21 protein-coding genes, 1 tRNA gene and 1 pseudogene are annotated in these 20789 nt (G+C 60.9%); 5 read left to right on the top strand and 18 right to left on the bottom strand.

The genetic code is table 11. The features are described from left to right. Window positions 1-8 precede the first annotated feature (8 nt). The 7 genes from IPK59_08420 to IPK59_08450 all read right to left on the bottom strand — a co-directional run bounded on the left by IPK59_08420 (window position 9) and on the right by IPK59_08450 (window position 6667). Window positions 9-1064 (bottom strand): DUF4935 domain-containing protein, encoded by a 1056-nt coding sequence (locus tag IPK59_08420; protein MBK8158768.1) that lies wholly within the window; start codon window positions 1062-1064, stop codon window positions 9-11. Window positions 1065-1363: 299 nt separating this feature from the next. Beyond that, window positions 1364-2155, bottom strand: a complete 792-nt coding sequence (locus IPK59_08425) for a hypothetical protein (GenBank protein MBK8158769.1) — start codon at window positions 2153-2155, stop codon at window positions 1364-1366. Window positions 2156-2158: 3 nt separating this feature from the next. Then, complete coding sequence (locus IPK59_08430) at window positions 2159-2572, bottom strand: hypothetical protein (protein ID MBK8158770.1); 414 nt, start codon at window positions 2570-2572, stop codon at window positions 2159-2161. A 151-nt stretch (window positions 2573-2723) separates the two neighbouring features. Further along, complete coding sequence (locus IPK59_08435; protein ID MBK8158771.1) at window positions 2724-3152, bottom strand: helix-turn-helix domain-containing protein; 429 nt, start codon at window positions 3150-3152, stop codon at window positions 2724-2726. 296 nt (window positions 3153-3448) lie between these two features. Beyond that, window positions 3449-4075 (bottom strand): hypothetical protein, encoded by a 627-nt coding sequence (locus IPK59_08440; protein MBK8158772.1) that lies wholly within the window; start codon window positions 4073-4075, stop codon window positions 3449-3451. A gap of 587 nt (window positions 4076-4662) precedes the next feature. Next, entirely contained in the window at window positions 4663-5226 is a 564-nt protein-coding gene (locus tag IPK59_08445; protein ID MBK8158773.1) for a hypothetical protein, read from the bottom strand. Between the two features lie 136 nt (window positions 5227-5362). Continuing rightward, window positions 5363-6667, bottom strand: a complete 1305-nt coding sequence (locus IPK59_08450; protein ID MBK8158774.1) for a tyrosine-type recombinase/integrase — start codon at window positions 6665-6667, stop codon at window positions 5363-5365. Between the two features lie 139 nt (window positions 6668-6806). On the opposite strand from IPK59_08450, the gene IPK59_08455 reads away from it, so the two are divergent. Both IPK59_08455 and IPK59_08460 read left to right on the top strand, forming a co-directional pair. Continuing rightward, window positions 6807-6880 (top strand) — tRNA-Arg (locus tag IPK59_08455). 139 nt (window positions 6881-7019) lie between these two features. Continuing rightward, complete coding sequence (locus tag IPK59_08460) at window positions 7020-7739, top strand: DUF4328 domain-containing protein (protein ID MBK8158775.1); 720 nt, start codon at window positions 7020-7022, stop codon at window positions 7737-7739. Window positions 7740-7760: 21 nt separating this feature from the next. Here the strand turns inward: IPK59_08460 and IPK59_08465 are convergent, their stop codons facing one another. Then, window positions 7761-8549 (bottom strand): class I SAM-dependent methyltransferase, encoded by a 789-nt coding sequence (locus IPK59_08465; GenBank protein MBK8158776.1) that lies wholly within the window; start codon window positions 8547-8549, stop codon window positions 7761-7763. Between the two features lie 171 nt (window positions 8550-8720). Here IPK59_08465 and IPK59_08470 point away from each other — a divergent pair, with 171 nt between their 5' ends. Beyond that, window positions 8721-9161 carry a hypothetical protein gene (locus IPK59_08470; GenBank protein ID MBK8158777.1) on the top strand — a complete coding sequence of 147 codons (441 nt, stop codon included), beginning with the start codon at window positions 8721-8723 and terminating at the stop codon, window positions 9159-9161. A gap of 7 nt (window positions 9162-9168) precedes the next feature. Here IPK59_08470 and IPK59_08475 read toward each other — a convergent pair whose 3' ends face one another. Then, entirely contained in the window at window positions 9169-11235 is a 2067-nt protein-coding gene (locus tag IPK59_08475; GenBank protein MBK8158778.1) for a DEAD/DEAH box helicase, read from the bottom strand. A gap of 302 nt (window positions 11236-11537) precedes the next feature. Between IPK59_08475 and IPK59_08480 the strand changes: the two genes are divergently transcribed. Further along, window positions 11538-13562 carry an FAD-dependent oxidoreductase gene (locus IPK59_08480; GenBank protein ID MBK8158779.1) on the top strand — a complete coding sequence of 675 codons (2025 nt, stop codon included), beginning with the start codon at window positions 11538-11540 and terminating at the stop codon, window positions 13560-13562. Further along, entirely contained in the window at window positions 13559-14008 is a 450-nt protein-coding gene (locus IPK59_08485; protein MBK8158780.1) for a YaiI/YqxD family protein, read from the top strand. The genes IPK59_08480 and IPK59_08485 overlap by 4 nt, the downstream gene beginning before the upstream one ends. On the opposite strand, the gene IPK59_08490 is transcribed toward IPK59_08485, so the two are convergent. The 9 genes and pseudogenes from IPK59_08490 to IPK59_08530 all read right to left on the bottom strand — a co-directional run bounded on the left by IPK59_08490 (window position 14005) and on the right by IPK59_08530 (window position 20770). After that, window positions 14005-14412 (bottom strand): nitrile hydratase accessory protein, encoded by a 408-nt coding sequence (locus tag IPK59_08490; GenBank protein MBK8158781.1) that lies wholly within the window; start codon window positions 14410-14412, stop codon window positions 14005-14007. The genes IPK59_08485 and IPK59_08490 overlap by 4 nt on opposite strands. After that, complete coding sequence (gene nthB, locus IPK59_08495; protein ID MBK8158782.1) at window positions 14399-15055, bottom strand: nitrile hydratase subunit beta; 657 nt, start codon at window positions 15053-15055, stop codon at window positions 14399-14401. Before nthB ends, IPK59_08490 begins: the two co-directional genes overlap by 14 nt. Window positions 15056-15057: 2 nt before the next feature. Then, the gene (gene nthA / locus IPK59_08500; GenBank protein ID MBK8158783.1) at window positions 15058-15702 is read right to left on the bottom strand and encodes a nitrile hydratase subunit alpha; all 645 of its coding nucleotides are present in this window, start codon (window positions 15700-15702) and stop codon (window positions 15058-15060) included. Between the two features lie 33 nt (window positions 15703-15735). After that, the gene (locus IPK59_08505; protein ID MBK8158784.1) at window positions 15736-16656 is read right to left on the bottom strand and encodes a 3-hydroxyacyl-CoA dehydrogenase; all 921 of its coding nucleotides are present in this window, start codon (window positions 16654-16656) and stop codon (window positions 15736-15738) included. Between the two features lie 41 nt (window positions 16657-16697). Beyond that, window positions 16698-17435, bottom strand: coding sequence for a transporter substrate-binding domain-containing protein (locus IPK59_08510; protein MBK8158785.1), 738 nt, complete (start codon window positions 17433-17435; stop codon window positions 16698-16700). A 176-nt stretch (window positions 17436-17611) separates the two neighbouring features. Further along, window positions 17612-18468 (bottom strand): annotated as a pseudogene (locus IPK59_08515) (dienelactone hydrolase family protein). 153 nt (window positions 18469-18621) lie between these two features. Continuing rightward, window positions 18622-19395 carry an ATP-binding cassette domain-containing protein gene (locus tag IPK59_08520; protein ID MBK8158786.1) on the bottom strand — a complete coding sequence of 258 codons (774 nt, stop codon included), beginning with the start codon at window positions 19393-19395 and terminating at the stop codon, window positions 18622-18624. After that, complete coding sequence (locus IPK59_08525; protein ID MBK8158787.1) at window positions 19392-20471, bottom strand: iron ABC transporter permease; 1080 nt, start codon at window positions 20469-20471, stop codon at window positions 19392-19394. Before IPK59_08525 ends, IPK59_08520 begins: the two co-directional genes overlap by 4 nt. 17 nt (window positions 20472-20488) lie before the next feature. Then, complete coding sequence (locus tag IPK59_08530) at window positions 20489-20770, bottom strand: hypothetical protein (GenBank protein ID MBK8158788.1); 282 nt, start codon at window positions 20768-20770, stop codon at window positions 20489-20491. Window positions 20771-20789 lie beyond the last annotated feature (19 nt).

The raw sequence follows: 20789 nt of genomic DNA on the forward strand, positions 1-20789 counted from the left end.
GACAGCCCTCAGTATTCATTTACGTCAGAGTGCAACGTCACCCACGTGAAGTCGTCATTTCGAAACTCGAATCCATCAATCTCTTCAGGTTCGTTGCTCTCCTGTTTAAGCAATATGCTTAGGGAAAAATCTACCTCCAGCTCGATTTCTGTCTCACCCGATGAATCTCCGAGCGGAATAAGGACCTTGTCTTCGCTGTCATAAATTGCGGTCTCCCAATCGGGATGCGTATAGGACACACTCGCAGTAACAAGAGCAGTGCCCACGACGAGATGTGACCCATCCTTCTCTGCATTATCAAACGTCGCTATTTCCGAAAGTGTCACTTTACTGACACTGTCGACCTCAATTTCGGCATCCTCAACGTCAGCAGCGAACAGGCTCCAGTTCTTCAACTCGGAATCAAACAAGCCGACCAAGTCTTGATTATGCTCTTCCAGAAAGGCTTCGACCTCAGGGGCTTTGATTTCTAGGTCGAGATGCTTGAAGAGATCTGGCACAGATCGAAGGACGGATAGATTTTTCTCGCCTTTAGTTGGGGCCAGAAAATCGTCATCGTTTGTGATTATGATGATTGGCAATTCATCTGTCGCCGTCTGCCGCAGAGATTCAAAAATGAATGCGTCAGAGAATTGATGCTGTTTTCCTTCCCCACTAAAGAAGCCTTCTTTTTGCTGTAAGCAGAAAAAAATCTTTGAAGGTTGAACAGAATCGATGAGGATAACTTTAGCTTGCAAAGTCTTAAACATCCTATCGGTTTCGGCACCGTACTTTCGAAATAACGAGGTTCGAATTTCTTCCTTTGTGACTTCTCGAATAGGTATGTTTAGCGTCTCGGCGGTAATCTTCCGAAAATGTGAGCGCGAAAGTTCCTTAATGACCTCATAATCATTCTCGACGTGTTTCCTTGCGACTTCCTGCACCGTTACGTCTGTTGTTAAGACAGAAATGAACCCGCCTTTGACCAAGTCAGCGATACGACGAAAAATTGGCCCGCCCGGAGGCTTGCCTGTCGAGATCAGGACATTTGCATCAAAGAAAACCTGGATTGGATTGTCAGGCATAATCATCCGATCAGCAATGCGGCGAACACAGAAGTAACGTTATCGCAGCCGCTTCACTAGCGAGCGAGGACAGCCGACCCTTCGCGATTAAAACCGGAAGCGCACGGCACCCAACGTGTCTCTAGCCTCAGATTTAACTTTTGAACCATTTATCTATACCTTCGAGGTCTCTAAGGATCTGCAGCGCCTGCTTTCTTCTCAGCATCGATATCGCACTAAATTGTCCATGTTTCCAAGCATTCTTGTTTCCCTTCGGCGCCCCACCACCGGCACCGTGAAATCTGCATACTTTCCACCCCTTAACCGGCGCGTTCCCGCACCGCTTGCGGGTCCGCTTTGAGTGCGCACGGCAACGGATCGCCGGGGGCGTAGGTGAGTTGGGCGGGTCTTGGCTCATGGGGTTGTTCCTCGGTTTTTTCTGTGACCCCCACCCCCTGCACGTTGGCTGAGGGCGGATTGACGGCAACGGCTGCCTTCTCGGCATTCACCGTGACATGCTGGTGGGTGACATTCACTCGTTGCTCGCCCCCGGTCCGGTAGCGCTTCAGGGCTTCCATTTGGGCGGTATAGGTTCGCAGCAATCGGACCAACAGCCCACCGTTGCTATCCTGTTGTGCGATGCTCTCGACGCTGTTGATCATGCGCCGCTGCAGTTCTGAAATGAGGCTATGCGCATTGACCATCTGGACTGCCAACATCCCCTCGACCCCGTCTTGCGGTGCAATCGCTGCCACCAGGGCCAGGGACTCATTCACAAACTGGTCGTTCACGCCGCCCTTGGTTGGTGTCGCATTGATCAGGCCGCGCAAGAGGCGATTGGCGCCATCGTAATCGACGCCACCGAAGGTCTCGGTCAGTCGCGCCACCGCCACTATTCCCGCGCCCTTGTCTTTCGAAAGGGGGCCAAGTGCGGGGGCGATAGTGATGCTGATCTGCTCGCCTTTCTGCTTCTCGATTTTGATCTTGCCTGGATTCGGTCGTTCCTTCTCTCGTGCGTAATAGGCATTGACCGCAGCATCGTCCTTTACCGTGGGCTTGAAGGGTGCAACTGGCACCACTTCATTCTTGGGAGGTGTCGCTTTCTTTGCCATCGCCTAGCCCCTCTGCCGCTCGCCCAGGCTGGGTGCCAGGCCATACGCCGATAGCGCTGCAATGCCGCGCTGGCGCATCCCCTCCAAAAGATCCGGCAGGCATTTGTCATGCACCCCGTAATGCCCGCCCGAAGCGCTGAGGCAGGGGATAAGCACCGCGCCCGGCCGATCACCTCGGCAATGGGCGCATTGGTCCTGCCTGTCGGTGGGCGGCCGGTGGGCATCCATCCATTTCGCCAGGGTCGTACCGTAGGCGACTCTTTCCGCCTCGACGCGCGGCAGGTTGTTGTCGCATTCCAGGATTGCCGCCCTTTCGTGATAGAACCCGCACCAATCTTCTGCGGACCAGTCCAGCGACGGTGGGCATTTTCTTGGCTGCTGGGGTTGCTGTCCCTGGTTGGAAACCAGCTTCGGCATTGTGTCCCGCGCCCTGTCCCGCTCTTTGTCCCGCGCAATGACACGATCCGCCAGGGACCGAATGAGGCTGCCACCATTCGACTCAGAGGTGTGTCCCGCTGTCCCGCTCCCTAGGGCTGGGACAATGGGACAAGAATCGACCTGCTGAACTTCAGCCATTGATGCGGCCCTCCTTCTTCAGCTTGTCCTTGAGGCGGTGGACAGCGGATTTCGACATGCCGGTTTCTTCGGCAATGTCCCGGATCGGCAGGCCGTCTTGCAGCATCGCCTCGACCGCGCTCGCCTTGGCATCGACCAGCGGCTGCCAGGACCATTTGACGGTGTCATCGTCGAGGATTAACCGCGCATCCAACGGCAAGGCATCATCCCCGCTCATGCCGCGCGCCTTCTCGAAATGGACTTCAAAGCGGGCGCCCTGGTCAGGCTCATAATCGAGTGGGCGCCTCAGGGCTATGACGGTGTCGAGAACATCTTCGCGCTTCGACGTGCCGCGCTGGTTGCCGCCCTTGCCGGCATGGTGAATGAGAAGCACCGCGACACCCTGCCGCCGCAACCGCAGCAGCCATTCCTGGACGGGAATCCAGCTTTCCCCCTCATTTTCCTTGCCGCTCCGGCAAAGCGTGCTGAGATTGTCGAGGATCGGCGTTTTGACTGCCGGTTGCCGTTCCGGCGGCTGATCTGCTGAAGGTATCTGTCATTGCGCTTTCCTTCTAATTGCCGCGCATTAGTGGCGGCGACTGCGGAAAGCTAGGTGCCCAGATGGCCGTTGCGCACTTGGAATTTCGTGCAACGCCTAAGTAGTGCGCTTCTTAAACTTTGTTGATTTCATCATTCCCTCAAATAACGTCCCATTTTTATGTCTTTCGAGCATGTCTCTTACCTGTTGAGCCTCAGCCTCAAGTTCTCCTTTTTGAACCATCGAGATATTGTACTCGGCTCAATGTTCAGCTCTTTGGCTAACCTTCTTATGGAGATACTTTCATTCGCCCCAAAAATTTGGGCAGCCACCCAAACCGCCTCCTTTTGCTTTTCTGATATTTCATATCGAGCGTGGCGCGCTGGATTTGGCCCTCCCAATCTCTCCCTAAGAAGAACGACTAGAGCTGGTGGCATCGAGACCGAGTGGCGTTCGCAGGACTCGATAATGATCATTAGGAGATAATCTATGAGGGAATCCGGTACCGCTTCCCTTTTGATTTTCAAATGGGTTTGGCCCGATTTTATGAGCGCGGATCGAACCACGAGCCATTCCATTATTCTTAGGGCCAGTTCATCAATTTGGACCTCGTCTCCGTCCATCACACCAAGAATGAGCGTAGGCACAACACCGTGCTCTTCCAATTCAGCTCGCATGACAAGGAACGGATCGACCCCCCCGAATCTGCCCACTTCGACTTTTTGGTTGGGGAATGATCTGCGAATTAGCAGATAGCTTTCTAACGATCCATCCTCGCGGAATATCTCCTTCAGTTCATTAAGATCAGGCTTCTTCTTGCGAGCCATTTGCGGTTCTCATTGTTTCTGATCCATTGAGGGAAACTTGTAGCTGCGCCGATTTCTTAGCCGCTAGCTGATTTCTACTGATGGCAGCCGCGTCTGATCTTCTTGTAGTGCGAGGTCTCGCTAGCGTTTAAGTGCGGCGATCAGCCTCGGAATGATTGGTTTTGGCCGAGCTACTACCTATGTTTCTCGTAGCAACTCGATCCGTTGGCGATCATGCAGCAGATATAGCCCCAATCTGCAGAGGACATATTCTTGGAGCTGGCGAAACTGCGCGCGACATTCCCGCAGGCTGAAAGAGTGGTCACCTCATCAAGATACTCTTCGCGTTGATCAGGGTAGTAGAAATACACATTGTAACGCGCGGCCTCGATTTCCTGGCATGTGAAATCTGAGTATTCGCCGCAGCTGTCTCCGCATCCTGATAGGAGACCAGCTGTTGCAGCCAACAGCAAAACTTGTTTTCTCAGACTCTGTGCCCTCATGAGACAGCTTCCCCATAGTTGGATGCGAATCTTAGCAGTCAGTCGTGAAACTTTATGTCCCCTAAAAATTTCATCAAGCCCATGCGCCAGCTTGAATAGAGAGCTTCACAGTTGAGGGGGCCGGAAATCTTGTCCGCGCGGCACACCTAAGAAGCCGCGCACAATCCAGCCAAGGATGTAGGTGATGATCCAGACCGCGACTGCTGCTCCGGCAAATGCGAGCATGCTGTAGAGAAAGACGCGGTGCACATTTTCGCGTGCGATTGTGGCGGCTTCTATGCGATCAGCACTGGGAATGACAAATTCCCGAATGAAGTCTCTTTCATACTTGTCGACTTCATCAGAATAAGACTGTCCGGCCATCCATTCTCCGCTTGGGTTTGTGTAAGGAATGTACTGCCCGTCCTCAAGCTTGATGCTGCGAAAGCAGAAAACGACGTCGACGTCGAACCACTCATAGACGGTCCCCACTGACTGTCTTGTTGAGTCGTCATTGTAGTTGCATCCGGCTGCACGCTTGACCGGTTGTTTCATCTCTATGGAATAGACGACCGCCTCAACCGGGCGTGTGTCGCTGACAAGAAACGCAAACAACGCCGCAAGGCAGGCGATAATGAAACCGAGTGCAAACGCGATACGTCGGCCGCCAGAGAAGATGTTTATCTGCATTCTGCCTGCCCCCCAGAACGGAACGGTTACATTACCAGCTTAATTGGGATTGTTTCCAGGTCGAGTGGGATTTGCTTTGGGGTCGCAGGCGACTGCCGTCGGGCCTCCACAACCGGCTATGCTCCTTTCCCTTGAGCTACCCCTTGGCGCGCCGATTCATATTCGCAGCATCCGCTTTCGGCTTGGCATCCATCGCTGCCTTGATCGACTTCGCGATCCGATCGGCCGCCGCCTTCACCGGAGAGTCGGCCAAGTGAGCATAGCGGGCGGTTGTCTTGGTGTCCTTGTGACCAAGGAGCGCCCCGATCAGCGGCAGCCCCAGGCCGCCCGCAGCGCCAGCGCTGGCGAAGCTGTGGCGGAGATCGTGCAACCGGACCTCTGGCAGCTTGGCAGCCTTGCGGATATTTTCAAAGAAGCGCGGCAGTCCGACATAGTGCTTGCCCTCGACCCGGCCGGGAAAAACATGCGGGTTCTTGCTGACGCGCGGCAAATCGGTCAGCAACGCCAGGGCAGCCGCGCCCAGCGGGACAACTTTTTTGCCGGTCTTAGATGTAGGCAGCCGCAGGCAGGCATGGTTGATATCAACATGGTCCCATTTGAGGGTGAGGACCTCCGATTTCCGGCAACCCGACAGGATTAGGAAGCGGGTGGCCGCGATGGCGTAAAGGTCCTTTTCGTCGGCTTCGGCCTTCTTCAGTGCCGCACCCACCCGCCCCAATTCCTCCGGCGACAGGAACCGTTCATTCTTATTGTCGCGGTAGCGCTGGACGCCCTTCACCGGGTTCTCGGTGCAATAGCCCTTCTCGATGGCATAGCTGAAGATCCCGCCCAACATGCCCACCGTCCGCGTGGCTGTCCCCTGCCCGCCCGTCACCCGCGCCCGGCCGCGCTTTTTGTCGGTCTTTTCATCAACGGCCGTCTTGCCCCCGGCTATGTCCCGCAGCATCCGGTCAATATCGGCCTTGGTCAGTTCCTGGACCCGCTTCTTGCCAATGAGCGGCACGATATGCCGGTTGATCCGGGCGCGGTCGGTGACAAGGGTCGAGGCAGCCTTGGGAACATCAAATTTGGTCAGCACCCGGCCGCCCTCGACTTCCTTCAGGTATTCCTTGCACAGATCGTCAACCGTCATGGTGGCGTTCTCATCGGCCTTGCGGGCGGCGGCAGGATCGCCGCCAGCGGCAGCAATGCCGCCTAGGCGCTTGGCTTCGCGCTTGGCCGTCTCGACCGTCCAGGGGCTGCCAGGGCGTCCTATCACCATCCGTGCCTTGCGGGCGGCCCGGCCATGCCCCACCCGGTAGGAGAAAATGAAGCTCTTAGCGCCGCTGGGTTTCACCCGGAGACCGAAGCCCTTCACCTCATCATCGAAAAGGTAAACGTCACCGGCCGGATGGGGCTTGGCGGTATCGACCACCCGCTTGGTGAGATTGACTGTCGGCATTTCGGCCCCCCATCGCTGCATTTACAGGCATATTCAGGTGGGGACCCACCGGGGACCCACCAAAATAAGATATGGCCGGGTAACGGTGGCGACAAGAGGCGCGATTAAATAAGGTTTTCTGTAGCTCTGGCGATCCTTGGCGGTGCCAAGGTAGGGGCTATTGTTGCCCTCCGAAGGCAAAGGTCGTACGTTCGAATCGTATCGGGTGCGCCAATCTTTTCAATGAGTTAGACGTCCAGCCCGCATCCACGGGCTGAATTGTCGTGCGAATCGGCTTTATCAACCTTTACTCTGTCCGACGAACCTGCAGGCCGATGCGTGATCGGTCGGCAATGGCGGGGGTGATGGGGCAATGACAGTCGACTCACAAGATCCGAATCCGACCGACAACTTCAAAACAACCCCCGATGCGCGATACGTGGTCAAGGATGTTGCCGGCCCGGCACGCTGGATTCGCTGGCTGTTGATCGCCGATATCGTGATCGGCGCCGCGGCGATCGTCTCCGGTCTGATGGAGTATAAATTTCTCTCTGACATTCAGGCCGGCGTCCATAGTGATAATCCGGATATCATGGCGCTCGCCGAGGCGAACGACCTGCGACAGATGGCGATCGGATTCACCCAGATTGGTTTGTTCATCGTCGCCGGCATTCTGACGCTCATCTGGCTTTACCGCATCAACGCCAATCTGCGGGCGACAGGCGTCAATGATCTGCGCTACACGCCCGGCTGGTCGATCGGCTGCTACTTCATTCCGCTTCTGAATCTATGGGCGCCCTTCCAGGCGATGAAGGAGAACTGGAAGGCAAGCGGCGACCCGCTCAACTGGAGGACACAGGAAACTCCCGCCATCCTAGGCTGGTGGTGGTTCCTGTGGTTGTTGAACAGCGTCCTCAGCAACGCCGCCTACCGGTTCGCCGACCGGGCGGGGGAGATCGATACGCTCCTTCAGTCCAACATATTGACCAACGTCTCGACAGCAGCGGGCATTGCGCTGAGCCTGGTCTTTCTCAAGATCGTCGCCGACCTCACGCGCCGGCATATCGATGGGCGCGCCTATTCCGCCTTCTGACCTGCGCGCCGGATTGGCGGGTCAGAAACGCCAGATATGGAGGCGTGTCTGGCGGGCGTCATCCACGTCTATGATCTCATGGGCTGGATGTCCGGGCACCATAAAGCTGTTGCTGATGAGAATCGTGCCCGGGCGCATTTCCCGGCGGGCCTTGGCATAGAGGTCGGGCATCGGCACCGGCGACAGGAAGCAGTAGACGACATCATAGGCCGCGAGGTTCCGGCGGTGGTAATCGCCATAGGTGAAGCGGACGCGGCTTACCAGCAGCGCACGCAACCAGGATAGGACAAAGGGCAAGGGCGCCGTCTCAATGCCTTCGAAGCGCGCGTCGGGCCTGGTGCGGGCAAGCGCCATCAGGGTGCCGCCGAGGCCGCTGCCGAGATCGGCAACGACCAGGCCCGGCCGGTCGGGCAGCAGGCGCGCCAGTGCCGCAATCGTCTGTCGGTTGGTGAGATAAAGCGGCACGCCGCCCCGCGCTGCGTTCCATTGCAGGGACAGGGGCAAGGCAAAGGCCAGGAGATAGACCCATGCCGGTAGCTGCAGCCAAAGTGCCGCCGCGACGGCGAGAGGGAACAGCGCCAGCACCGGCAGCCACCACAGGGGCAGCCGCCGCCAGTATCCCAGCATCGCAGCCAACAGGCCGGATGCCAGCAGGAGGGCCGGCAGCGGCACGGTGATGTTCAAGACCTCGCGCAACAGAGTGTTGCTGCCGAAGACCACGACACAGGCGACGAGTTGGCAGAGAGCCGCCTGGATCAGACGCCGCCCGCGACCGGGCGCTGCCACATGCATCTCGTCGGATTTCGTCATGAGAGAGACATTTTTGGGGCGAGGCTTCCTCAGATCAACCGGGCGTCCGTGGCGACAGTAGCCAAGGCCGACCCATGAGGCAATGTGGCGCAAGGCCGGCACGTTGCCCGGCAAGGACAAAGACTTTAGGGTCAAGGCCGTGCCCGTGCTCAATCCTTGTCAGTTGGATCCATGTATTCAGACGCAGACATCACGCATATCGGCGAGGGATTGCTGGCCCGAACCCTGCCGAAGACGGCATGGACGCACGCCGCCCATTGCATCGCCTGCATCTATCTGCTGCGGCAGCGGCCGGATATCGATGTGGAAAAGGAATTGCCGGGCATCATCTGGCGCTACAACGCGGCCAGCGGCACCGCCAACAGTGACAGCGACGGCTATCACGAGACCATCACCCGCTTCTATATCGCGCTCATCAGCGCCTATCTCGCGCGTGTTGCCGGCAGTTCCGCGCTCAGCGATATCGTCCGGGATTTCCTGGCCAGCCCAGGGGCACGGCGGGATCTGCCGCTCGACTACTGGAGCAAGGACCGGCTGATGTCGGTCGAGGCACGGCGAGTCTGGGTCGCGCCCGACCGCGCCGCGCTCGATTTCAAGTCATTGATGGATTAGGGGTCGCTCAGGGACGGCTAGGTCCCTTGCGATGCTTCTTCTTGGCCTTGCCAGCCGGATCGAATTTCGGTCCATCGAATTTTGGCTTGTCGAACTTCGGTTTGTCGAATTTAGGGCGATCCGATTTGAATCCCTCCGACCGCGGGCCTTCGAATTTCGGCTTATCGAATTTCGGGTTATTGGAGCGCTTGCCTTCAAAGCTGCGCCCCTCCTTCTTGAACGGTGCCTTGTCATCACGCGGCCGGGCGTAACCTTCCGTGCGCTTGGCGGCGAAGGGGCGCCGCTCGCCATCGCGCGGCCGCTCGGTACGCGGGCGATCAGACCTTGCACCGTCGGCGGGTGCATCGAATTTGCGCGGCAGCCGTTCCGAGGGCGGGTTGTCCCTGGTCAGGCGGTCGGCGTTCGAACGGCCGGCATCCTTGTTGAACGGTGTCGTCGGCTTGATACTGATTTCCTGGTCGCCCGATTTCTCGACGGCGCTCAAGAAACGATCGGCCGCATCGGCCGCGATCTCGAACTTGGTTTCCTTGTCGAAGATCTTGATGAAGCCGATCTCGCGCTTGGTGATGTGGCCGCGGCGGCAGATGAGCGGAATGAGCCATTTCGGATCGGCATTGTTCTCGCGACCGACATCGAGGCGGAACCAGGAGACGGGACCACCTTCGCTTCTGTCGCTGCCCCCTCTGTCACCACCACGGGCACCATCGTCGCGGCGCTTGCGCTCGCCGCGCTCCTCATAGCGTTCCTGGCGCATATCCGCCGGGCCGCTGTCGAACATGTCTTCGGGCGCCGGCAGGCGCGACCGGTAGAAGCGGATAAGTGCCGCGGCGATTTCCTCGGCCGGCCTTCCGGCGAGCAAGGCCTGGGCGAGGACGATATCCTCGGGGGTCGCCGGTTCCTTGATGGCAGGGTCTTCCAGCATGCGTTCCTGGTCGCGGGCGCGGATTTCCTCGGCCTTGGGCGGATCCTGCCAGATCGCCTTGATATTGGCCTCGGTCAGCAGTCTTTCGAGATGACGGCGGCGCGGGAACGGCACGATGAGGGCGCAGATGCCCTTGCGGCCGGCACGGCCGGTGCGACCCGATCTGTGCAGCAAGGTCGCCTTCTCGCGCGGCAGATCGGCATGGATGACGAGGCTGAGATCGGGAAGATCGAGGCCGCGCGCGGCGACGTCGGTCGCGACACAGACGCGGGCTCGGCAATCGCGCAGGGCCTGCAGGGCGTGGGTACGCTCGGACTGGCTGAGTTCGCCTGAAAGCGCCACGGTCGAAAAGCCGCGTTCCGACAGGCTGGCATGGAGATGGCGGACCGCTTCGCGCGTGTGGCAGAAGATGAGCGCCGCGCGCGCTTCATAGAAGCGCAGCAGATTGACGATGGCATGATCAACATCGGTCGGCGCTACGCGCACGGCGCGGTATTCGATGTCGCCATGGGCCTGGTTGCGCACCTGGGTGTCGATGCGCAGGGCGTCCTGCTGGTAGTCGCGCGCGAGGTTGGCGATCTCCCGGGCGATGGTGGCCGAGAACAGCAAGGTCCGGCGCGACTTGGGCGTCGCATCGAGAATGAACTCGAGATCCTCGCGGAAACCGAGATCCAGCATCTCGTCGGCTTCGTCGAGGACGACGACCTTCAGGCTCGAGATGTCGAGACGGCCACGCTCGAGATGGTCGCGGAGACGCCCCGGCGTGCCAACGACGATATGGCAGCCATTGGCGAGGAGGCGCTGCTCGGCGCGGGCATCCATGCCGCCGACACAGGAGATGACGCGGGCGCCGGCATCGGCATAAAGCCAGGAGAGTTCGGTATGCACCTGCACGGCCAGTTCGCGCGTCGGGGCGATGATCAGGGCCAGGGGTTCGCCCGCGCGCTCGAAGCGTTCTGAGTCGCCGAGCAGAGTCGCCGCCATGGCAAGGCCGAAAGCGACGGTCTTGCCGGAGCCCGTCTGGGCGGAAACGAGAAGGTCGCGCCCCGCAGCTTCATCAGCGAGGACCGCCGATTGCACGGAGGTTGGTTCAAGATAGGCACGCCCGGCCAAGGCACGTTCGAGGGCAGGATTGGTCGTGGGGAAAGGCATGACTGTCCGATCTGGAAAAAGGTGAAGGGGCACCTGTTTCCGGCCGATCCGACGATCCTGGCCCCTGAGTTCGGCCCTTGGATCGATTTACTGGATTTATGGCCCGTCGGCGGCGCGCCTGTGGGTCTTAAGCGCGCTAGATACCCCAATCGGCCGAAAAGCGCCAATGTTCTTCGCAGGTGCGAATGCGGCTTAATCCCGCATGGCAGACCCCTGACATGCGGGATCGGGTCCTATTCTTGTCTGAAACCATTGATTCTGGGCAAAGTGCAGCAGCCGAATCGCCAGAATCAGGACGTCCTATGCCGCGCGAGCCCCGTTTCGACCCGCTCTTCACACCCATCCGCATCGGGCCGGTGACGGCCCCCAATCGCTTCTACCAGGTCCCGCATTGTACCGGCATGGGCTTCGCCATGCCCGAGACACTCGCCGCCATGCGGGCGATGAAGGCGGAGGGCGGCTGGGGTGTGGTGTGCACGGAATATTGCTCGATCGACCCCAGCGCCGACGACCTGCCCTCGCCTTATGCGACGCTGTGGGACCAGGGCGATGTGCGCAACATGGCCAAGGCGGCGTCGGGCGTGCATGCGCATGGCGCGTTGGCTGGCATTGAGCTGTGGCATGGCGGCTTCCGCTCCGCCAACCTGCTGTCGCGCGCGACACCGATGGGGCCGGTGAGCCAGATGGCCAGCAAGGCACCGGTGCAGAGCCGGCGCATGGACAAGGCCGATATCCGCGACTATCGCCGCGCCCACAAGGCGGCTGCGCTCCGCGCGAAGGAGGCCGGCTTCGACATCGTCTATGTGTATGCGTCGCACGGCTATCTCATTGCGCAATTCCTCAATAGCGAGATGAACCAGCGCGACGACGCATATGGCGGATCGCTGGAGAACCGCGCGCGAATCCTGCGCGAACTCCTTGAGGAGACGAAGGAGGCGATCGGCGACGCTTGCGCCATTGCCGTGCGCATCGAGATTGATGACGAGGCTCATCCCGGCACAGATCCTACCGGCGAGAGACGCGCCTTGTTCGAGATGATCCGCGATCTCCCCGACCTCTTCGACGTCACCATCAGCGATTACGGCCAGGAGATGGGGGTCTCCCGCTTTCATCCCCAGGGCTCGCTGGAACCCTTCCTGAAAGATGTGCGGCAATTGGTGGGGAAACCCGTGGTAAGTGTCGGTCGCTATACCTCGCCGGAATCGATGCTGGCCTTGATCAAGTCCGGGACGCTCGATCTCATCGGCGCGGCGCGGCCCTCCATCGCCGACCCGTTCCTGCCGAAAAAAATCGCCGAGGGTCGTGAGGAAGACATCCGCGAATGCATCGGCTGCAACATCTGCTATGCAAGCGACATCCAGGGCGTACCGTTGCGTTGCACCCAGAATCCCACCATGGGCGAGGAATGGCGGCGCGGCTGGCATCCGGAGATCGTCACCAGGACGGCGCAAGTACAAAAGGTCCTGGTGGTCGGCGCCGGCCCGGCCGGCCTTGAGGCAGCGTTGACGCTGGGTCGACAAGGCCATGAGGTGATGCTGACGGAAGCCGGCCGCGAGCTGGGCGGTCGCGTTCTCATCGAATCTAAGCTGCCGGGCCTCCGCGAATGGATCCGGGTGCGCGATTACCGGGCGCATCAGCTCGGCAAGCTCGACAGTGTGACGGTTTATCTCGAAAGCCGCATGACGGCCGAGGATGTGCGTGCGACGGGTGTCGACCATGTCCTGGTCGCGACCGGCAGTCATTGGCGCAAGACCGGCCTCGGTCGATATCACGCCGCCGCGGTGCCGAGCTTTGACGATGTGCGCACACTAAGCCCGAATGAGATCATGGCGGGCAAGCGCCCCAACGGACCCGTCGTCATCTTCGACGATGAAGGCTATCTGATGGCGAGTGCGTTATCCGAACTGCTGGCACGGGAAGGCTTTGACGTGACCTATGTCACGACCACCGGGCTGGTGTCGGCCTGGTCGTTCTACACCAACGAGCAGCATCTGGTGCAGGCACGGTTGATCGAGGCCGGCGTCAAGATCATCGTCAGCCAAGCGGTGACGGCCTTGCGGGGCGAGAGCGCCGAACTCACCTGCGTCTTCACGGGCCGAACCCGGGAAATCGCCTGCGGCGGATTCATCCCCGTCACCTCGCGCGAGCCAAACGACCAACTGTGGCGCGATCTTTCAGGCGATGCCGGCCCGATGTCCATCCAGCGCATCGGCGATTGCAAGGCGCCGGGCTTTATCGCCACCGCGGTTCATGATGGTCACCGGGCGGCCCATGATCTGCTTGATGCGCAGCCGTTCAAGCGCGACCGCGCGATGGTCGCACCGTGACCGAGCTTTATGTCGATGCCGATGCCTGCCCGGTCAAGGCAGAGATCGAGCGCGTGGCGTTGCGCCATGAAATCGTCATGCATCTGGTCAGCAACAGCGGCTTCCGCTCCAGCCATAATCCGCTCATCCGCAATGTGGTGGTGAGCGACAAGTTCGACGCCGCCGATGACTGGATTGTCGAGCGCGCCAAGCTGGGCGACATCGTCATCACCACCGACATTCAATTGGCCGACCGATGCCTCAAGGCCGGCGCCCAGGTGCTGGGACCGACGGGAAAGCCCTTCACCGAAAACAGCATCGGGACCGCGCTCGCCATGCGTGAACTCAGCAGCCAGCTCCGCGATATGGGCGAAATAAAGGGCGGCGGGCCGGCTTTCTCAGCGGCGGATCGCTCACGGTTCCTGAATGCCCTGGAGCTGGCGGTTCAAAAGGCGAAGAAACTCTAGCAGTCGCCGCCACCGCCGCCGCAAAAACCACCAACGTCGCCTGCACCCAGGATGACCGGTGCGCCATGGGACGTGTTTTCATAGGCGCGGATCCATTGTGCCTTGCGTTCCGACAATTGGCCGGCGCTGGCGAGTTCCGCTTCCATGGTCAGGGTCTCGAGCGTGACGAGAACGCAATCGTAATAGGTGGCGACATTGTCCGGAGCACCTGATGCCAGCGCACGTTTGATCTCGGCCCCCAACGCGTCGGACCAGCGCACGGCCGAAATCCGGCCCTGTGCCACCATGGCCGTGGCGAGGGCCACGGTCTGCGCCTGCCAGGGCTCGGAGAAGAGCGGTTCGCCATCGCGGGCACGCAGCGGACCCGGCTGCGCGATATTGGCCAGGAGGTCAGGGCTGCTCAAGATAGCTCTCCCACAGGTCGATGAAGACGCGGTCGCGCTTGCCCTTTGCCTCCGGCCACAGATCGGCCGCCACAAAGGCAATGCTGTAAAGCGGTTCGGCATGCTCACGGCCCATGGCACCGGCATCGGGCAGCAGATGATTGCCATGATAGGCTTGGACGACGCCGGACATGTTCATGGCATAGGCGGGGAGACGCGTATGGCCGGTGCCACCGATTGTTTTCGTCCGCACGCGATCGCCGATGGCGAAGGCCGGCGCCTGGGTCGCCGGCCGGGTGTAATCCCGGGCGATGCGCGAGATCCGGGCAACGTCGGAAGCCCCCATGGGCTTGCCGAAATTGGGTTTCGGTCCCACCGCCTTGCCGCGCGCGATCTCGGCCACGCTGGCAACCTCCGAATCGACCATCATGGCGGCGTAGACCTGCATCCACTGATCGAAATAGGGCCGCGTCAGATAGTCTTCGGCAGGAATCAGTTCGCGCACATAGCGCCACCAATCGAGTGTCCAGCCGGGATGCCCCTCGAGCGCCTCGTTGATGCCCCAGGCGCGGCCTTCCCAGGCGGCTTTGAAAGGCGCCTCGTCTTCCGCCACGTCGATGGGCTTGGTCGTCTGCTTGCCGCCGACATCATGGGTGCGCGGCATGGCTACCTCCCTGCCCCGTATGGCCGCAGGATATCGGTGCCGATCATGGAGTTGCGTGTCACCAACTGCGCGAGTGCCGCTTCGTCCAGCGCATCGGTCCCGGCGGGCCGTTCGGGTACCACGAGATAGCGCAGTTCCGCCGTGCTGTCCCAGACGCGGATTTCGACATCGTCGCCGATCGTGACACCGAACTCCTTGAGCACACCACGCGGATCGCGCACGGCGCGCGAACGGTATTCCTGCAGCCGGTACCAGCCGGGCGAGATGCCGAGCAAGGTGAAGGGATAGCAGGAGCAGAGGGTACAGACGACCAGGTTATGGACCTGCGGCGTGTTCTCGACCGCCTTGAGATGCCCGGTGGCATGACCCTGATAGCCGAGCTCGCTGATGGCGGCGGTACCGTCGGCCAGCAGCCTTGCTCTGAACGCAGGATCGGTCCAGGCCTTCGCCACCACATGAGCCCCACGCCGGGGACCGATTTCTTCGGCATAGAGATCGATCCAGGCGTCGATCGCGGCGCTGTCGACCATACCCTTTTCGACCAGCAGGCTTTCCAGCGCCTTCACGCGCAAAGCCGGGTCGCTCGGCAGGTCGCTGTGCAGATGTTCGTGGATCTCGACGATCTTCTTGGAATCATAGCTGGTCATGATGCAGGTATGCCTGGCTGGGGTCGGAAAGGATCAGGCAGTGTGGCCGCGCAGCTTCAAGAGATCAATCAGGAAACGGTCGCGCTCGGCCTCCAGATCGGCAACCGACCTGCCGGCCGCTTCGGCCTCGATGCCGTCGATCAGCAACTGCTTGATCTCCGGCGTCAGGCGCATGCGCCCCAGCGTTTCCCAGCGTTTCTCTTGGCTGGGGCCGAGATGGTCGAGATAGTGGCGGATGCCGCCCTGCCCGCCGCCAAGATGATAGGTGAGATGCGTGCCCTGGACCGCCCAGCGCATGGCCGGGCCATGGATGAGTGCGGCGTCGATATCGGCCACGTCGGCGACACCTTCGGCGAGCAGATGCACCGCCTCCTGCCAGAGCGCTGCCCCCAGGCGATTGGCGATATGGCCCGGCACTTCTCGCTTCAAGCGAATGGTGTGCTTGCCCAGGGATTGAAAAAAGCGCTCGGCGCGCTCGACGATGCCCTGGTCGATGCCAAACAACTCGACCAAAGGCATGAGGTGTGGGGGATTGAAGGGGTGCGCCACGATAAATCTGGCCCGGTTGCCGCAGGCCGCGGTCATGTCGCTCAACAGCAATGACGAGGTACTGGTCGCGACGATGGCGCTGGCAGCGCAGTGACGGTCGATCTCGGCCAGCAGCGATATTTTGAGATCGAGCCGTTCCGGCGCGGATTCCAGGATAATGTCGGCGCTGTCCACGGCCTCGGCAAGTGTGTCGACGATGGTCAATCTGCCGTGGTCGTCGGGGCGCAGGGTCGACAATTGCCCACGAAGCCGCGCCACGACGTCGCCCAGTTCCGCGCGCCGCTGCGGCGAGGGATCGTAGGCAGCGACCGACAATCCATGACTGCAGGCGAGCGCTGCCCAGCTTGCGCCGATCAACCCGCTGCCGATGACGGCAACCCTGCCGATGTCCCGTGTCGTCGTCATGATCCTGATTGATTAGCCGATTCCGCCGACGATGACAGCCATCAATTGACTGGTTTCTGTCCGTAGCGCCGCTGAATCCTGTCAAAGGCGCCATCCTGTCGCATCTCGGCGATGGCGTCATTGATGCGGCCGATCTTGCCGATGGCGCCATCAACCTTTTTGCTGAGGCAGATGAAATAGGGCGAACTCCGCAACTCCGTATAGGCGATACCGGTCTCACCCGTGGCACGGTGAATGAAATCGATCGGCGCCCGAAACGAATAGAGATGGTCGATGCGGTGGTTGACCAGCATGACGAAGGCTTGCTGGTCGCCGCTGACAGAAAGGTGCCTGACTTTGGCATCGGACAGTTCAGCGTCGAGATTGTAGCCCTTCACGACCCCGACGACGCCAATGCCCGGATTGGCAAGATCAGCGACGCTGGCAATCGGCTCTGGAACTTCACCGGGCGGATGGAAGATGCCGACCGAGGTTTCCCCGATCGGGTCGGAAAAGTAGAACAGCTCCGCGCGATCGGCGCGAAAGGAACAGCTGCAAAGTCCGTCAATCGCGCCATCGCTCGCCAGCGCATAGCCGCGGTTCCAGGGCATGAAGCGGGTTTCGAGCTTGAGGCCGCTGCGCTGGGCGATTTCGCCGATACTCTCGATATCGCTGCCGCGCAACCCGTCCGCGCCGGGGCTCTCGATCTTGAGCGGTGGGAAGTCATTGCAGGCAAGGATAACAGGGCGCTCTTCGGCGTGGGCAATCTGGCTGCAGGCGAGCGCCATCGCGGCTGACATCGCCAAAATCGTGCAAAATACCCACCGCCCGGATCTTCGCATGGCCACACCCCAACTAGCAGCAGCTGCGCCGCTTCAGCTTGTTCAGCATCAAGTTTCGCGGGGAGTGGTTAAGAAAGCCGTAAGTCGCACGTGCTGCACCCAGCACGTGCGACTGGATATTTCAACGATTTAGATCAACCTAGGGTTTCATGCAGGAACGCCATCGAGCGGGACCAGGCGAGGTCGGCCGCGGTCTTGTCATAGCGCGCGGCATTGGTGTCGTTGTTGAAGGCGTGGTTCACGCCGGGATAGATGAAGAGCTGATAGGTCTTGCCCTCAGCCTTCAATGCCGCCTCATAAGCCGCAATGCCGGCATTGATCCGGTCGTCCTTCTCGGCATAGTGCAGCATCAAGGGCGCCTTGATCTTGCCGACATCGGCTGCGTCCGGTTGCATGCCATAGAACGCGACGCCGGCGTCAAGCGTTGCATCCGTGACCGCCAATCTATTGACCTGACCGCCACCCCAACAGAACCCGATGGCGCCGACCTTGCCGTTGCTGTCGGGCCGGCTGCGCAGGGCCGCGACGACATCGCGGGCCGCGGCCTCGGTTGCTGCCTTGTCGAGCGCACCGATGAGATCGCGTGCCTTGTCCTCGTCGGTCGGCGTGCCGCCGGCGGGCTCAGGAAATCCACACCGGCTGCAAGGAATCCCGCAGCGGCGACCCGGCGCGTGACATCCTTGATGTGCGGGTTAAGACCGCGATTTTCGTGGATCACCAGGACGGCTGGAAATTTCTCACCGGCGCTCGGCTTGCTCAGATAGACACTGTAATCCTGCCCAGCGGAGGCGACGGCGATGGTTTCGGTCTTGATACTGGGATCACTTTCCGGCAGCAGTTCGGCCTTCGCGTAATTGTTTTCGAGCAGCGGCAGGAGCGCCAGGGCGGCACTCGACCCACCGGCGAGAATAGCCAGCTTTTCCAGGAATTTACGCCGATCCATACCGCCATGCGTGTAGCGGTCGAAAAGATCGATGACCTTCTGGTTCATGTCTCCGTCTCCCTGCCTGTGTCTGCGATTTTTGTATGGTTGGCATAAATCGATATAGGGGCCCGCCGCGCAATATCCAGCCTGTATCGTCCGCTTTTGCGACAGATCCATCAAGATACGCGGATTGATGCGTGGGGGATCAGCGGCCGGCCATCAGCGACCCGACATCGCCACCATGGCGGGATGGCCATTGCCCACGACGATCGCGGCTGTCACGTCGAATGCCGCGCCGATCAGGTCAGGGGTCAGAACATCCTGGATCGGCCCCTGGGCCAGGGTGCGGCCGTCCCGCAGCAGCAGCCCCTCATCGGCGAATCGCAGGGCTTCGCCGAGATCGTGCAGGACGATCACGATCGCGACCCCGCGCCGCGCCAAACATTGCACACAGGCCATGACAGCGAGGCGCTGCGCCGGATCAAGATTGTTGGTCGGCTCGTCGAGCAGCAGCAGCCGGGGTGCGGCGTCGCCCGGCGGCTGCCAGATCTGGGCGAGGATACGGGCCAATTGCGCGCGCTGCCTTTCGCCGCCGGAGAGGCGGTGATAGAGCGCATCGGCCAACGACGCGAGACCGACTGCCGCCAGGGAATCCGCCACGGACGCGCGGTCGGTGCCTTTGGCGCAACCACGATAGGGTAGCCGGCCGATACCGACCAGATCGCGCACCCGGACCGGAAAGGCGACCTGCGAGGCTTGCGGCAGCACGGCGCGGTGCATGGCGAGCGCTGTCCGGTCCCAGGCGCTGAGCGGGCGCGACAGCAGCCGGACGTCGCCTGCGATTGGCGAAAGGTCGCCGGCCAGAACATGGAGCAGCGTCGACTTGCCCGACCCGTTCGGCCCCATCAAGGCGAGGATCTTGCCACGTTCGGCCCGCAGCGAGATATCGCGGAGATGACCACGCGTGGTGGCGATGCCGGCAGCGCTGATCATGTCGTGCCGTATCGCATCTGCCGGACCAGCAGAAAGAGGAAGACCGGGCAGCCCAGGGCGCCCGTCACCAGGCCGATCGGCAACTCCGCCGGCGCCACGGCGATGCGCGTCACCAGATCACCGAACGTCATGATGACGCAGCCGATGAGGGCGCTTGCCGGCACCAGCCAGCGATGATCCTGGCCGACCAGCAGGCGCGCCAGATGCGGCGCCACCAGGCCCAGGAAGCCGATCATGCCAGAGAAGGCAACGATGGCGCCGATAGCCGCAGCCACGGTGATCACGATGCCGCGCTGCAAATGCACCACGTCGATGCCGAGATGCCCGGCGACGTCATCGCCCAGGGACAAGGCGTTGAGAGCGGTCGCAATGCGCCACGCGAAGAGGACGATGACGGCGACCGGGATGGCAACGATGGCGGCCTGTGCCCAGCCGTTTCCAGCGAGACTGCCCATGCGCCAAAATGTGAGGTCGCGCAACTCCTGCTCGTTGCTGATGAAGATCAGGAAACCAACGCCGACCTCCGCCAGCACGCCGATACCGATCCCGGCCAGCAGGAGCACGAGGGTTGTTTCGCCGCCGGCAAGGTCGGCCAGGCGCAGGATTGCAAGGGTCGCAAGCAGGCTGCCGATGGCCGCCGCCACCGGCAAGGCAAAGGGACCAAGATGGAGAAACCAGATCGGCAGATGTTCCGCCAGCACGATGGTGACAGCCGCCGCAAGTGCCGCCCCGCTGCTGACGCCGATCAGGCCGGGATCGGCCAGCGGATTGCGGAACAGGCTTTGCATCAGGCAACCGCTGATGGCGAGGCCGATGCCGGCCAGCAGCGCCATCACGACGCGCGGCAGGCGGATATCGACGATGACGCTTTGCTGCAATTCGGTAAGCGGTTCGCCCAGCGGCACATGCAGCGCCCAGCCGATGATATCGAGAGCAACCGTGTCCAGTGGCCCGACACCGACGGCAAGCAGCGTCGCGAGACCGGCGAAGCAGCCGAGCGCCAGGACGATGCGCCAGCGACGGCGCTGGCGTATCCCTTCAAAGGCAGGCGCGGCACCCAGATCGATGCTTGTCATCGGCGCCCTTGCTTCGCTCAACCGACCCAGGGGCGCGTCGGCAAGGGCGGCCAGTCGAGGGTGGGGTGCAATTTCGCCGCGAGATCGTGGCAGGCATGGGCCGAGCGTGGCCCCAAAGCGAGAAGATAGGCGCCGTCGACCGGCACGATCTGCGGGCGCTTTTCCGGCGGCAGGATATCCAGCCCCAACTCCTTGGTCGCTTTTTGCACCGGGTCTTCGCCGGCAAGCGGCGCATGGTCGCTCTGGAACATGGTGACGACAAAATCCGGCTGCTGGCCGATGATCCCTTCGGCCGACATGGCGCGGTAACCGTCGAAA

This window comes from Rhodospirillaceae bacterium, assembly GCA_016712715.1.
Taxonomy (GTDB): Bacteria; Pseudomonadota; Alphaproteobacteria; order Dongiales; family Dongiaceae; genus Dongia.